This window comes from Methanolobus sp. ZRKC4 (genome assembly GCF_045291305.1).
Taxonomy (GTDB): Archaea; Halobacteriota; Methanosarcinia; order Methanosarcinales; family Methanosarcinaceae; genus Methanolobus.
The window spans coordinates 314,620-328,364 of the sequence record NZ_CP146983.1; the positions used below are offsets into that span (position 1 = coordinate 314,620).

At 42.3% G+C, this 13,745-nt stretch carries 11 protein-coding genes and 2 pseudogenes; 4 read left to right on the forward strand and 9 right to left on the reverse strand.

Annotated elements, in window-relative coordinates:
• Positions 1 to 38 precede the first annotated feature (38 nt).
• From mtbB to V7O67_RS01660, 9 genes and pseudogenes are all read right to left on the reverse strand, one after another.
• Positions 39 to 1,442, reverse strand: a pseudogene (gene mtbB / locus V7O67_RS01620) ([dimethylamine--corrinoid protein] Co-methyltransferase).
• 14 nt (positions 1,443 to 1,456) lie between these two features.
• A complete protein-coding gene (mtbC, locus tag V7O67_RS01625) occupies positions 1,457 to 2,086 on the reverse strand; it encodes a dimethylamine corrinoid protein MtbC (protein WP_406670638.1) in 630 nt (209 codons plus the stop codon).
• A 334-nt stretch (positions 2,087 to 2,420) separates the two neighbouring features.
• Positions 2,421 to 3,440, reverse strand: coding sequence for a methylcobamide:CoM methyltransferase MtbA (mtbA, locus tag V7O67_RS01630; protein ID WP_406670639.1), 1,020 nt, complete (start codon positions 3,438 to 3,440; stop codon positions 2,421 to 2,423).
• Positions 3,441 to 3,477: 37 nt separating this feature from the next.
• The gene (locus V7O67_RS01635) at positions 3,478 to 3,960 is read right to left on the reverse strand and encodes a desulfoferrodoxin family protein (protein WP_406670640.1); all 483 of its coding nucleotides are present in this window, start codon (positions 3,958 to 3,960) and stop codon (positions 3,478 to 3,480) included.
• Between the two features lie 93 nt (positions 3,961 to 4,053).
• Complete coding sequence (locus V7O67_RS01640) at positions 4,054 to 4,299, reverse strand: AcrB/AcrD/AcrF family protein (protein ID WP_406670642.1); 246 nt, start codon at positions 4,297 to 4,299, stop codon at positions 4,054 to 4,056.
• Positions 4,300 to 4,309: 10 nt separating this feature from the next.
• Complete coding sequence (locus V7O67_RS01645; protein WP_342303765.1) at positions 4,310 to 4,573, reverse strand: monomethylamine permease; 264 nt, start codon at positions 4,571 to 4,573, stop codon at positions 4,310 to 4,312.
• Between the two features lie 5 nt (positions 4,574 to 4,578).
• The gene (locus V7O67_RS01650; protein WP_406670643.1) at positions 4,579 to 5,970 is read right to left on the reverse strand and encodes an APC family permease; all 1,392 of its coding nucleotides are present in this window, start codon (positions 5,968 to 5,970) and stop codon (positions 4,579 to 4,581) included.
• 217 nt (positions 5,971 to 6,187) lie between these two features.
• Positions 6,188 to 7,564, reverse strand: a pseudogene (locus V7O67_RS01655) (monomethylamine:corrinoid methyltransferase).
• 14 nt (positions 7,565 to 7,578) lie between these two features.
• On the reverse strand, positions 7,579 to 8,229 hold the full coding sequence (locus V7O67_RS01660; RefSeq protein ID WP_406670644.1) for a methyltransferase cognate corrinoid protein: 651 nt from the start codon (positions 8,227 to 8,229) through the stop codon (positions 7,579 to 7,581).
• Between the two features lie 489 nt (positions 8,230 to 8,718).
• Here V7O67_RS01660 and V7O67_RS01665 point away from each other — a divergent pair, with 489 nt between their 5' ends.
• Genes V7O67_RS01665 through V7O67_RS01680 form a run of 4 tightly spaced genes read left to right on the forward strand, consistent with a single transcriptional unit; the run spans position 8,719 to position 13,654 of the window.
• Positions 8,719 to 9,516, forward strand: a complete 798-nt coding sequence (locus V7O67_RS01665; RefSeq protein WP_406670645.1) for a helix-turn-helix transcriptional regulator — start codon at positions 8,719 to 8,721, stop codon at positions 9,514 to 9,516.
• 33 nt (positions 9,517 to 9,549) lie between these two features.
• Positions 9,550 to 10,335 (forward strand): winged helix-turn-helix domain-containing protein, encoded by a 786-nt coding sequence (locus V7O67_RS01670; protein WP_342303761.1) that lies wholly within the window; start codon positions 9,550 to 9,552, stop codon positions 10,333 to 10,335.
• 54 nt (positions 10,336 to 10,389) lie between these two features.
• Positions 10,390 to 13,248 carry a PAS domain S-box protein gene (locus V7O67_RS01675; protein ID WP_406670647.1) on the forward strand — a complete coding sequence of 953 codons (2,859 nt, stop codon included), beginning with the start codon at positions 10,390 to 10,392 and terminating at the stop codon, positions 13,246 to 13,248.
• 10 nt (positions 13,249 to 13,258) lie between these two features.
• Entirely contained in the window at positions 13,259 to 13,654 is a 396-nt protein-coding gene (locus V7O67_RS01680) for a response regulator (protein ID WP_406670648.1), read from the forward strand.
• The last annotated feature ends 91 nt before the right edge of the window (positions 13,655 to 13,745 follow it).

A 13,745-nucleotide genomic window follows, 5' to 3' on the forward strand; every position in this document is an offset into this window, starting at 1 on the left:
TTATCAACCACTGGTTGATAAGGCAGCATAAACCCCATTTACTTCAACTGTCCTCTGAATTTGTCACAACTGTTGATCTTAATATCCAAGATCTTCTCGATGTTCATCTTTGCTGCAATTCCCTTTGGAGCTCCTGCAACAGAAGTGATTACACCGATACCAAGCTCTTCTCTGAGTTCCCTCATGACATACTCGTCACTGAGGTCAAGAGTTGAAACTTCCAGTTTCTTTGCAACGTATTCCTTTGCTTCTCCAATTCTCATGTTCTTCTCGAACTGCATCCTTGCAACAAGGTCTCCTGCTGCCCTGATACCGCTCATTCCGGAAGCCATTATGTGAGAGATCGGCATACCCACTGGGTCGCCGACCCCTATCTATATACCATCGACGCCAGCAATTTCGACCATCGCCTTGCTGGCCCTTGAAACAGCGTCAATTGGAGGGGTCTCGAACATTGGAATACCGCCTACACCCATACCCATGTCTACATGACATGGAAGTGGTGAAGCTTCAACAGCTGCCTTGATGAATGTAACAGCTCTTCCAAGGTTCCATGCTGCACTTTTGCTGGTATTTGTGTTCACAACAGGACCGAATACGTTTGCACCGGCCTTTGCTGCCAATGGAGCCTGCTGGTGTGGCCACAGACCTGCAAGTACTGTACCGTCGTATTCCATCTCACCGTGAAGACCGAGCAGAAGTTCTCCTGCCATACCTGCTTCAATGTAGATGTCAGGGTACTGCTCTCTCAATGCCTCGATTGCATGGAGGGATGCGAACATGTCACCGTCTCCTGCAGCACCAATTGTATCGAAGTTAACACCGTCTGCACCGGATGCCATGAGTCTCTGCATGATCCAGACAATGTCCCTTGTAAGGTGCTCAGCTGAATGTTCCATGGATTCCTGTGCTTCTCTGATCTTGAAAGCCTTCATCAGATCTCCTGGGTTCTCGAAAGGACCATCAGGAGTGTAGTAAAGACCCATGTTTGGCATTGCACCGTAGAGAAGAGGAACTATCATGTTCTGCTGGCAAACTTCCATGGTCTGCATTTCCTGTGCAATGACAGGTTTTACTGGCTTGAAACTGTAGTCAATATGGCCCAGTTCCATTGTGTCAGCACCAAATGCCCTCTCGTGCATCATTGCACCAACGAGCCTGCTGGATGGAATACCTACACCACTGTTACCCTGGTCACCATCGATTCTGATGGTACCGATATCGTGGGTTACAGGAACTTCCTTACCTGCTTCAACACCAACCATTCTAGCTGGCATTGTCATAATCTCAACAAGCTTGTCAAGTTCATCTTCACTAAGGTTGGGGATTTCTCCAAGGTCTGCAGCATCTGCCATACCTTCCCTGAGGTCTGCCATGATCTGCTCCTTTGTCATGGAGATTCTTTTTCCGTCTCCCATTCTCAATGCATATTCTGTTGTCATGAATAACACCTGACTTAAATGAGTAATTCTTTAGCTTTTGCAACAGCTTCACTTGCATTCTCTGCATAGCAGTCTGCGCCGATCTTCTCAGCCCATGCCTGGGTTGCAGGTGCGCCACCTACCATGACCTTTATACCATCTCTAAGACCATTCTCCTTGAGCATCTCGATGACATCTTTCTGACCTGGAAGGGTTGTGGTCATGAGTGCGGACATTCCTACCATGTCAGCATCAGTTTCCTTAATCTTGTCAATAAAGTCCTGGAGAGGAACATCTCTGCCAATGTCGTGGACTTCAAATCCTGCGGACTGAAGCATTGTGGACACAATGGATTTTCCGATGTCGTGAACGTCTCCCTCGACTGTACCATTGACGATTACGCCGAGTTTACTGCTTGCAGCGTCCTTTGGCATGTCTTCTTCAAGAAGAGCTACACCAGCTTCCATTGCACCGGCTGCCATCATAACGTGTGGAAGGAATAACTTACCTCTTTCAAAGAGAATACCCACTTCGTTCATTCCGGCTGCAAGACCTTTTTCGATGATTTCAGGAGCTGAAATACCTTCATTTCTTGCTTTCTCTACAGCTGCTGTTACAACATCATTCTTGCATGTGATAACTGCATCTGATAATTCTTTGAACATTTCTTCTTTACTAATAATAATACCTCCATCACTTTTTGCCTTCAGTTGGTATAGAACATGAAACTTGAAGAGCAATCAGTTATAGTAAAGCATAAGAAGAAAATGTATATATCATAAACTCAATCAAATGTGCTTACTGTGTTTGAATTCACTACCCTCACGAAAATAATCTATTGCTTTGATAGTATTACAACGGCGTTGTAATCTTAGGTCATCATTAAAACAATTAAACTAAGAATAATAAAAATATTGTAAATAACAAAAAATAATTTCTCCGGGTGGAAAGATGATGACTAGTCACATGAAGGATTTGACCCGGAGAAGCAAATCAATATCAATATTTGTGGCTTTTTGCCATCTCGACCATTGCCTGGAGATTGGCATTTGGCGTCTTACTTACAATACCGCATCCTGGAGCCAGCAATCCTACTTCTGCGTCCAGAACCTTCTCTGACTCTTTCTTGATCTCCTCAAGTGTCTTGTTCCAGAGCATGTTCACCGGGTCAAGGTTTCCAACTATGACTGACTTTCCAACCAGACCCACAGCAGTTGCCACGTCTACATTCTGGTCTACACTGATAGCGTCAACACCTGAAGATTCCATGAGTGCAAGACCCTGGGTAGTATCGCCACAGATATGCAGTACGGTAGTTACATCGAGTTCACGCATAGCATCGCAGATCTTCTTGTGATAAGGTACCACAAATTTCTCGTAGAACTCAGCGCCAATGAGCATTGCACTCGCTGTCGGGTCGATGATGACCATTGTGTCAGCACCGTTCTCTACCATTTTCTTTGCGTATGCGACATTAAATTCTGTTGTGAATTCCATGAGTGCAAGACCGAATTCCTCATTTGTCATGATAGCCATGAACCAGTCATCACCATTGATGTGCTGTGAAAGGGAGAAAGGACCGATCATACTGCCCATGATAGGAAGTTCGTCTCCGTACTTGTCTGCAAGGATCTTGATAGCATCACAGACAACGTTAATTCTTCCCTCGTTGAGGTCATAGCCTTTGAGCTTGTCGATGTCCTCAATGGTCTTGACAACGTGACCAACAACGGATGGCTGCTGTTCCTGTGTACCGTCCTTGATCTCACAGCCAAAGAATTCTGCTTCTGCGGTGATGTCAAAAGGAACACGCACAGCTTCAAAACCGACTACGGTGTGGCCTGCCTCTGCAAGTGTTGCCATCTTTTCAGCATCATAGTTTGCCTCGGGCCAGAATGCTCCACAGGCTTCCATCTGTTCAACGGTTCCGGTCTGAGTGACTGATATTGCAGGCATCCTGTCAACAGGCTCACCTTTAAGTGCTCTTGCTAATCTTTCTTTTGGTGTATATTCAACCATAATATTAAGCTCCTAAAAATAAAATTGAAATCCAGAATTACAATTCTGGACCCCATCCACACTTTTTTCCAGGTTTTGAAGTCGCAGAAGTTATTTCAATTCCCGTTGAACCTTCCCATAGACCATGTACATTACAACCTTCGATCGCCTTTAGATTAACAATGGCTGACTTCGTACCACACGTACCACATACACCGAATCCATGTATGGTACAATTCATTATTTCACGTGCAGCAATCATCTCCTCAGTTCCAACTACTGTAAAGGCTACCTCAGCTTTTCCGTCTGTTACTTTCAATTCTTTTTTCTCGACAAAATCACCATTTATATGTAACTCTATCCATTGTATGGAATGTTTTTCTTCCACCTCATAAGGAAGACTTCCGACGCTGACTTTTACTTCAAAAGGTTCTCCGGCTATTACTTCATCAGGAGCTTCAATTAGCGGAAGATGCTTTTTTTCCATGTCAGTGAGATTTTCATTATCTTTTGCTCGTTGAACATTGATATCTGATTTCATAAATTTCACCTGTCATCTGATATTTATCTGTTTTACAAATAGGCTTCTCCGTTTAAAAAAAGTAAATGTCAGTGCTCCCACTGACATACCCCTCTAAAACTTATAGTGACTAACCGAATGGTACAACATTACCACAAAGAAAAGCAGTATTCCTGCTAGCAAGCTGAAGTAGCCTACAGGATCCCATAGGAAAACTATGGAACCTGTCTCACTCCATCCTACCAGTACTGAACCCTGTATCTCTGTGGGCACCACAAGACAGACAAAAGCAAGCACGAATATGAAAACTATATCAAATACTTCCCTCAGTGCACTCTGTTTCTGTGTGTTTTCATCCATATTGCCCACCTCAGTCATAGTATTTGAAATCGAACATGTGTTGCTTAATTGAGTGACGTACCTGCCAGTAACCCATTGTTTCAATTCCCACTACCAGTACAAAGAACACAACATAGATTCCTCTGATTGCAGGAGAGACCGCTGAACCTGCTGCGGATAGTATAGTAAAGACTACATAACCCTGCACAACTATCAACAGTGCTATTGCACCTACTATCAAATATGTGTCCTTTGCGAATGCTGCATTATATTTTGTTTCGCTAACTCCAACCATTCATATCACTCCTTTGCCTCATGATGGCTCGGATTCGGCCAGCCCATTTCTTTCTCCCAGTCGAAATGTTTCATGTGCTTCTTATGCTTATAATGGAAGTAGAAATATGCTATCAGATAGAATATGAGCGCAAAGAGCAGGTTGTACCTGTAACCCCAGAACAATGTTGACATGATCACTATTGCGATTGCCATTGCAAACCAGGCGATCCAGGGCTGCAAAGGACTTGCAAAGGGACGTACTTTGCTGATATGTGACGGGAACATCTTTCTGAAGCGTATCAGGGAGAACGGTATCAAAACATAGCATACCAGACCCGATACAATAGAGAAGGTAATAACCTGGTCAAGATATCCACTGAAAGCAAATGCTATGGCAATGGGCATGGTGAAAATAACAGCCTTGTAAGGGCTCTGGTATTTCGGGTGTACTGAAGAGAACCAGTTGGACACGAAGTGATCTCTTGATAGTGCAAACCATGACCTTGAGGAATCACATACACAACCGTTAGCACTTGACAGACATGTTAGCAGGGTTCCAAGCGCAAGAAGAGCTACCAGGAAGAATACACCAGTTGACTGCGCTGCTTCAAATAGCGGGTAGACAGATACTCCAAGACCTTCTCCAGGCAAACTGGAATCAAGCAGCATTGTACATACAAAGAGAGTCATTGCTGCTCCGACGAGCAGTGTAATCATTCCGGCCTGTTGTCCCAGAGGTACAGCCCTTGAAGGACTCTTACATTCCTCAGCACACATTGCGGCTCCCTCTATTCCCAGGAAGAACCAGGGACCAAACTGCAAAGCTGCAAAAAGACCTATCAACCCATTCGGAACTGCTCCCTGGAACAGGTTTTCAGGGTGAAGTTCAAATACTCCTAGTGTTCCTGAGAAGAAAAACGCTATAATAGCAACAAATGCGATAGCAGTCATGAAGAAGTTAAGAGTCAGAGCAGCCACAACACCCCTATAATTAATGAATGTCAGGGTCGCAATTACCAGTAATGTTACCGGAAATACCTCCAGTTGGGGGAAAATCTCCTGCGCAATAAAAGCAACAACTATTGCATCCGCAGCTTCAAGAGCTATGAATTCCATATACACGGCAAGTCCTACACTTCCCGCAGCTCCCGGCCCTACAAACAGTCTTGCCCAGTCATAGGGTCCTCCTGCAAGTTTGGTTGCAGCTCCCAGTTCGCTTGCACACAAAGAAATCATGATATACATTGTTCCCGCGACAAGCATTGCCAGCAGCGCACCAAGAACCCCACCCTTTGCTATGGTGAAGTTCCATCCCATATACTCGCCCACCAGAACTATGCCTACTCCCAGAGCCCATACATGATAGGGACGCAGGGTCTTCACAAATCCCGGTGATTCTATAACTTTATCAGTCACATAATCACCTCTTTATCTTTTTGGATACTTTGCTGGCGTCCAGTAGAACCCAAGCTATCAATGCAAAAGCCAGCAAATAGATCAGTCCGTTAATGATTGTCCAATAAGTGTCCATTGGAAAACCTCCTTTTTAGTATATTCTACATGATTATTCATTACTTATTTAGATAAAAAAAATGCCAGCGATAGCTTTCGCTGGCAAACTGTTCCAAGTAGCTTAGAATACAAGTCCAAGCTCTTCGAGCTTCTTGCGTGCACCTTCGTAGACCTTCACGTACTCATCGGTTGGTGTTACGGTAGCGATGTCGTAACATTCCTGGAAAGTCTTACCCTCTGGTGCACTTGCATAGTCATTCTCGTAGAGTTTGACAAGAGAGTCGAGAATCTTGTTGACTTCTCCAATATCCATACCGGATGTTGCTCTTGCGACCTCTCCCATCATCCTTGCTTCCATACCTGTTGTCTTGTCCTGAACAACACCCTTTGCAGCTGCAACACCGGACAGAATCTCACGGCCGGATGCAGTGTCAGTCATGGACTGTGCGGATGCTTCAAGCAGGCACATCTCGGTACATGGACCAGCACATGGGTAGTACTGGTTACCGGAAAGCATGTCAGTGAACTCTGAGATGGTTGCACAGGTCCAGCCTGCGATCATCAGAGTTTCCCTGGTGTTGGTAGAGCCCCAGCGGATGTGCACAGGACCGTCAAGGTGCCAGCTGGCATTGCTCATAACAAAAGCATTGATGTGGGTTGCGATATCAACGATAGCAGTCTCTTCTATGCCGCCGGCATAGCCACCAAAGATTGGCATCTGCTCATCCATGATGATGTCACTGTTAGCTTGATAATGTGCAATTACACTGATAGCATCAAGGTCGATCTTAAGCTCATTGAGCTGAGATACTTCGTGACTGTCGCTGCATGTCTGGCCACCGGCACAGTCTGAAGCGATATTTCCCTGAGCGGACAGGGAAGTCTCTGGTCCCTATATGCCCATGCCTGGCCTTCCGGCCATTGCAGTTGCAGCCTTGATAAGTCTTGTCTCTGTCTTGGCAGCCAGGATCTCGTAAGGGCTCTTTGGAATTGTTGGCTTTCCACGAACAGACATAATAACACCATCAACAATAGTGTCGACTTCTTTCTCAAGAGCGTAACTCATGTGAACAGGCATGAACATGTCTTCTGAGATAGGGGAACCGGTTGGACCACCCTGAACGATTGGCTTTTTCTTGTCGCCTACGTTTCTTTTCCTGACATTTACGGAGTCACGACCGGTTCCGAGTACGAATTCCTTCTGCACGTTGTTGATTGAGTCCCAGATTTCATCCTCGGTGTATTTTACTACACGGCTTGTGTCGGTACAGAAGATACCGCACTCAAGAAGCATGTCGAAACCTGCCTTGAACAGGTTTGCCATCATGTCCTTGTCGGTTGGAACGAATTCGTTCTTGAAGTCAAGGTTGTATTTCTGTTTGAGCTCCATTGCTTTCATAGGGATTGTCATGAGGTCCCAGTCGTCCTGGGTCATTTTCTCTCCCTTCTTTGCACGCTCATAGAATTCAAAACAATCTAATGATCTTGAAAATGCCATCTTTGAACTCTCCCTCATTTCATTATCTCAAGAGCTACACGTGCTGCATCTGCTGCATTTTCTGCTGTTGCGTCTGCGCCGATTTCCTCGATCCATGAGTCGGATACAGGTGCTCCGCCGAACATGATCTTGACGTCGTCCCTGAGACCTTCTTCCTTGAGCATCTCTACTGTGTCTTTCTGGCCGAGCATGGATGTTGTCATGAGTGCTGAACCCACAAGGAGTACTTTGCTACCCTCGAGCTTTTTGATCTCATCCATGATGTCATCGTTTGGTATGTCTACACCAAGGTCGATGATGTTGAATCCGTTTGCACCTAACATGGTTGAGACTAAGCGGTGACCGATGTCGTGGATGTCTCCTTCCTGTACATATGTGATTGCGGTTCCTACACCTTCTCCAGTCTTTTCTTCTGCAAGGATAGGGGTGAGAATTTCCATTGCTGCGTTCATTGCCTTGGCAGACATCATGATCTGTGGAAGGTAGATCTCGGCTGCTTCAAACCTGTCACCGACGATTTTCATTCCTACGGAAAGACCGCCTTCGATTGCTTCAACTGCACCGATACCTGCATCCAGGGCTTCCTGGGTAGCTGCGGCACAGCCATTGATATCCTGATTGACTATAGCGTCTCTGAGTTTGTCTAAAAGTTCTTGATTTCCCATTAAATCCACCTTTTGTATTTTTCATATTATTTTTGAAGTTGTTTTTACAGAGTTGCATCTACCAGTACAACTATTCTTAGAAACAACTGCCTTAAGAGAAGTTATCCAATTGATAACGACTGCATGTAACAGAATTAACTGACAGCATATAGCATAATTCATCCCGATTTTTCAATATTTACAGTATATAGCTCCTCGATTATTACTTTAAAATAGGTATGAAGATTTCAGTTTCTGACTGATTATTAAAAAGGAGGCATAATTATCATAGTCCTTGTGAATTGTCATATACCTCGTGACTTGTAAGAACCTATATGAATTTACAGCTAAATTACATTAATATAAGGTTAGATTAAAACGTGATTAGGGGAACGCAAAAATGTATTTGTCATACTAAACAAGGATTTTGACCAATGGATTTAAGGAAACTCACAATCAAAAGTCCCTGAAAATAGGACTATTGCAGCAGAAACGGGGAAGATGATGGGTATGAAAACGTCACTGATAAATACTGTTTGGTTTTCTGAAAAAAGAAAGAATGTATTGCTACTATTATATGAAGGGGAAAGGGATATCGAGCAGATAAAAAAATCCCTGAATGTGACAAGCAGGTCTATAATGCCACAGATAAAGACACTTAAGCATAACAACCTTATAAAGCAGGAACAAGACCAATTCAGTTTGACCACTATAGGAAAAACAATTGTGAAGAGTATGCTGCCATTTCTTTGTACATCAAGGATTGTTGAAGAGAATAAAGATTTCTGGGCTAGCAGGAATTTTGATGCAATACCCCCGCACCTGTTCAGCAATATCAGGAAACTTGGGCACTATTTTCTGATTGAGCCCGACATAAACCATTTATTCGAACTTCCCAGGGAATTTATTGAAAACATACCAAAATCGAAGCATGTTACAACTTTTGTTTCATATCTTCATCCTGCTTTTCCTTCACTTTACTCAGAAGCATCCCTTTCAGGTGTGAAAATATCGCTTTTTGTTTCAGAGAAAGCTTTGGAAAAAATAAAAAAAGAGTACTTTGAACAATTCAATGAATTGATGAAAATAACAAATATAACTGTTTTCCTTTGCAAAGAGAACCCGAAAATCCCGATGGTAACGGTAACTGATTGGTTCAGCTACATCTGCCTTTTTAACAAGGAAGGAAGGTATGATCACAGAGACATAATAAGCTTTGATGAAAGTGCCCTAAGCTGGTGTCAAGACCTGTTTGAGCATTACAGGATAAATTCACAAAAGCTCTGTCAAATAACAGAGGTTGAATAAGAGACATGTTCTTTGGGGTAGGGGGGTCAGATAATGGAATCATCACTAACTGAAATCGTTTGGTTTTCTGAAAAAAGAAGAAAAGTATTATTATTATTACTAAGCGGACCAAAGAGTCCCGATGAAATGAAGAAGGAGTTTAACGTGGATTGGCGTTCTTTAATACTTCCACTAAAGGAGTTAAAAGAAGAAGGACTGGTCCGTAACCCTGAAGGATTTTATGAACTATCAAACATTGGGAAACTTATCGTAGAAAACATAAAACCAATAGAAGGTATTTTGAATCTCTTTGGGAAAGATACAGATTACTGGGTTAAAAGAGACATGAATGCCATCCCGGGACATCTGCTGGAAAGTATCGGAGAAATAGAGGATTCTATAATAGCCGAGCCAGAATTGAACGATATGTTTGAACCTACAAGGGAATTTACTGAACATCTTATGAATTCAAAACATGTACATTTTATTTTTTCAATATATCATCCATTGTATCCGTCACTTTACAATAAACTTGCAGAAAAGGGAACTGAAATATCAATCATTCTAACTGAGGCTGTACTTGAAAGATTGCGCGAAGACAGCCAGGAAGAACTGAAAAAAATGCAACATCTCGAAAATATAAACTTGTTCTTATACGAAAAAGAAGTGTGTCCTCCACCAATTGTAGTTACGGATAATTTATTTTCTGCCAGTTTTTTCAATGACAAAGGAATGTATGACCATAGAGATATCATGAGTTTTTCCCAAAAATCTCGAAAATGGGGAGAGGAACTGTTCGGATATTACCAAAAAATGGCAAATGAGATTCACAAAGTATGATGAAATTGATTCTGCAGCAATATCAAATAGATACTGATGAGAAGGTGTGTATGAATGAAAAATAATGAGATGTCAATAAAAACCAAGTTGATTATTTACATAGTGATTAGTGTTTTTTTGGTACTTGTTGTTTCAACTGCCGTCAGTATTACAAACGTGACCATACAACAAAGAGAACTTGCATATCTTCAATCCGTAGAAATGGCAAGACACTATGCAAACCAATTTGACGGGGACATGAAAGCAAACATGGCAATTGCAAATACTCTTGCCCGCACTATGGAAAGATACCAGTCAGCAGACAGGGAAGAAGTCAACGATATCCTTCAAAACGTACTTGAGGAGTATCCTTCTCTCACCGGAGTCTATGTAGGATATGAGGAAAATGCATTTGATGGCAGGGACGATGAATATGTGAATGCTCCATTTCACGATTCCACCGGGAGATTCGTACCTTACTGGAACACTATTCAGGGGCAAATAGGAGTGGAACCCCTGGTAAATTATGATACACAGGATTACTATCAAATTCCAAAAACAACACATGACGATGTTGTCACCGAGCCTTACTTTTATCAGGGTATTTTCATGGTCAGTTTTGATGCACCGATTTTCCGGGATGAGGAATTTGTGGGAATTGCAGGTGTAGATGTATCGTTAGAGTATATCGACGAGGAAGTAAGCGACATAAAGGCCTTTGACACGGGCTATGCGTTTGTAACCGGAAACACCGGAATTATCGTATCTCATCCTGAATATAAAGACAGGATGGGCACCCAGACACTTTATGATTTTGACATACCTTCAATTTCAGAAGCTGCTGACGATATCAAGCATGGAAAAGGAGGAAGCCTGGAAACCATTGATCCAGCCAGTGGTAAAGAAGTTATCATGTTCTATGAGCCTGTTAAGACCGGAAATTATTCCTTCGTGCTGGTAGTCCCAAAAGAAGAAATGTATGCAGGGGTCACTAAGCTCAGGAACACACTTATCATCATATCTGTGATATCGATCTGTTTTATGGGTTTAGTCGCTTATCTGATAGCAACATCAATAACTTCACCTATAAATGAAATAGTCAATAACTTCAGGACCATCGCTCAGGATGTAGTTGACGGAAACCTGGATACAAAAGCACAAACCAATGTAGAGAGAGACTTCAAGGAAATTCCAATCGGACTCAATATGATATTGAATGCTGTAATAGCACCAATCCGTGAATCTATCAGAGTGACAAATGCCCTTGCAAAGGGTGAACTGGAGGCACGTACTGAGCTGGAACTGAAAGGCGAGTTCAAACAACTGGGAGATACGCTTAACAATTTTGCAGATTCTCTGAATGACATTGTTGCAGACTCCAATAAAGTGCTTACTGCCATACAGAATGACGATTTTTCACGTGGTGTACGGGTACATGGTGAAGGAGATTTCAAAATACTGACCGATGGAATTGAAGAGACCAGAAATTCCTTAAGCATGGCCGTTTCAGAGCAGAAAAAAGCCGAGAAGGCCCTGAGAGATTCTGAAAAAAAGTTCAGGACATTGTTTGAAAGCCCTAATGATGCGATATACCTTACTGATATGCAAGGAAATATCCTGGAAGTAAATGAGATCGCATGTTCAAGAATGGGATATACCCGCGATGAATTCCTTTCCCTGAAGCACATGGATATTGATGCTTCCAACCGTGGAATGGATTTCCTTAGACTTATCAAAGAGTTATGTAAGATCAAAAGCAACCTATTAGAAACAGTCCATATGAGAAAAGATGGTTCGACTTTTCCTGTGGAACTTAGCAGTCGAATTGTCAAGTATAACGGAAGTACCGCAGTAATTACAATTGCACGTGATATCAGCAAAAGAAAGCAGACTGAGAGAGCCCTGAAAGATTATGCAGAAGAACTCAAGCGCTCCAATGAATTAAAAGAAGAAATGGAAAACATTATCAATCACAGTCCTGTTATCGTTTTTAAATGGAGATCAAAAAGAAACTGGCCTGTGGAATTCGTATCTAGTAACGTAGAACAGATCGGGTATACAGTTGAAGATTTCACATCCAATCGCATAAACTATGCTGATATCATACACCCGGATGACAGTGAAAGAACGCATTTGCATATTTCCAATTATTATATGAAAAAGGATGCAGAACTGAACTATGAGTATAGAATAATCACAAAATCAGGCGACATAAGATGGGTAGATGAAAGGACTTTCTCAAGGCGTGATCATTCCGGCAGAATCACACTACAGGGTATCATACTTGACATCACCGAGCGTAAAATGGCCGAAGAAGCACTGTTGCAAAACGAGAAAATACGTAAGAAGGAAATCCATCATCGTGTTAAGAATAATCTGCAGGTAATATCAAGCCTGCTTTACCTTGCATCTGATAATTTCAAGGACAAGGATGTCATAGAAGCTTTTCTGGATAGCCGCAATCGTGTAAGATCAATGGCCCTGATACACGAAGAGCTTTACCAGTCAAAAGATATGTCCAATATCGATTTTTCTGATTACACGGAAAAATTGATGGATTATTTATCCAAATCTTACGGGACTGGAAACAAAAACATTAAACTGAGTTCGAATATTGAGAATGTTTATCTGAATGTTGATACTGCTGTTCCACTTGGAATGATTATCAACGAACTTGTTTCAAACTCATTGAAACATGCTTTCCTCAATGGTGAACAAGGGACAATCAATGTAGGACTGAGAGTCCGGGATGATCGTTTTGTCCTTAAAATCAAGGATAACGGTATCGGATTTCCATCTGATATGGACTTCAGGAATACAGAATCCTTAGGTTTACAACTTGTGATTACCCTGGTGGATCAAATTGATGGTACTATCAAACTGAATACTGAGAAAGGAACTGAATTTACCATAGATTTTAAAGAAGTGAATTAGAGGTGGAGAGATGGAGAAGCCGAAAATATTGGTTGTCGAAGATGAAAACGTTGTAGCATTGGAAATAAAGAAGAGACTGGTAAAACTTGGATACGTGGTACCCAGTGTGGCTGCATCTGGAAAAGATGCCATCAGCAAAGCAAAAGGCTTTCTTCCTGACCTAGTGCTTATGGATATCAGGCTCAAAGGGGAAATGGATGGTATTGAAGCTGCAAATGAGATCAGGAAGCAGTTCGGTACCCCCGTGATCTACCTTACCGCCCACTCGGATGAAGAAACGCTTAAAAGGGCAAAACAGACAGCTCCCGAAGGATATATACTAAAGCCTTTTGAAGAAGACGACCTGCGAACTGCAATCGAAATAGCACTTTATAAATATCAAGTAGAAAATTCTTCTACAAAATGAGCAATATTTGAATTCATCTGGGAACTTTTATGAGGATTCATTTAGATATTACAAATTATCATACCCTATGACAATTCACATTCCATACAAA

Bases quoted from the DNA above. Each gene is read 5' to 3' on its own strand.
- V7O67_RS01675 (WP_406670647.1), top strand. From the start codon at position 10,390: ATGAAAAATAATGAGATGTCAATAAAAACCAAGTTGATTATTTACATA.
- V7O67_RS01645 (WP_342303765.1), bottom strand. From the start codon at position 4,573: ATGGTTGGAGTTAGCGAAACAAAATATAATGCAGCATTCGCAAAGGAC.
- V7O67_RS01680 (WP_406670648.1), top strand. From the start codon at position 13,259: ATGGAGAAGCCGAAAATATTGGTTGTCGAAGATGAAAACGTTGTAGCA.
- mtbA (WP_406670639.1), bottom strand. From the start codon at position 3,440: ATGGTTGAATATACACCAAAAGAAAGATTAGCAAGAGCACTTAAAGGT.
- mtbC (WP_406670638.1), bottom strand. From the start codon at position 2,086: ATGTTCAAAGAATTATCAGATGCAGTTATCACATGCAAGAATGATGTT.
- V7O67_RS01635 (WP_406670640.1), bottom strand. From the start codon at position 3,960: ATGAAATCAGATATCAATGTTCAACGAGCAAAAGATAATGAAAATCTC.
- V7O67_RS01670 (WP_342303761.1), top strand. From the start codon at position 9,550: ATGGAATCATCACTAACTGAAATCGTTTGGTTTTCTGAAAAAAGAAGA.
- V7O67_RS01640 (WP_406670642.1), bottom strand. From the start codon at position 4,299: ATGGATGAAAACACACAGAAACAGAGTGCACTGAGGGAAGTATTTGAT.
- V7O67_RS01665 (WP_406670645.1), top strand. From the start codon at position 8,719: ATGAAAACGTCACTGATAAATACTGTTTGGTTTTCTGAAAAAAGAAAG.
- V7O67_RS01660 (WP_406670644.1), bottom strand. From the start codon at position 8,229: ATGGGAAATCAAGAACTTTTAGACAAACTCAGAGACGCTATAGTCAAT.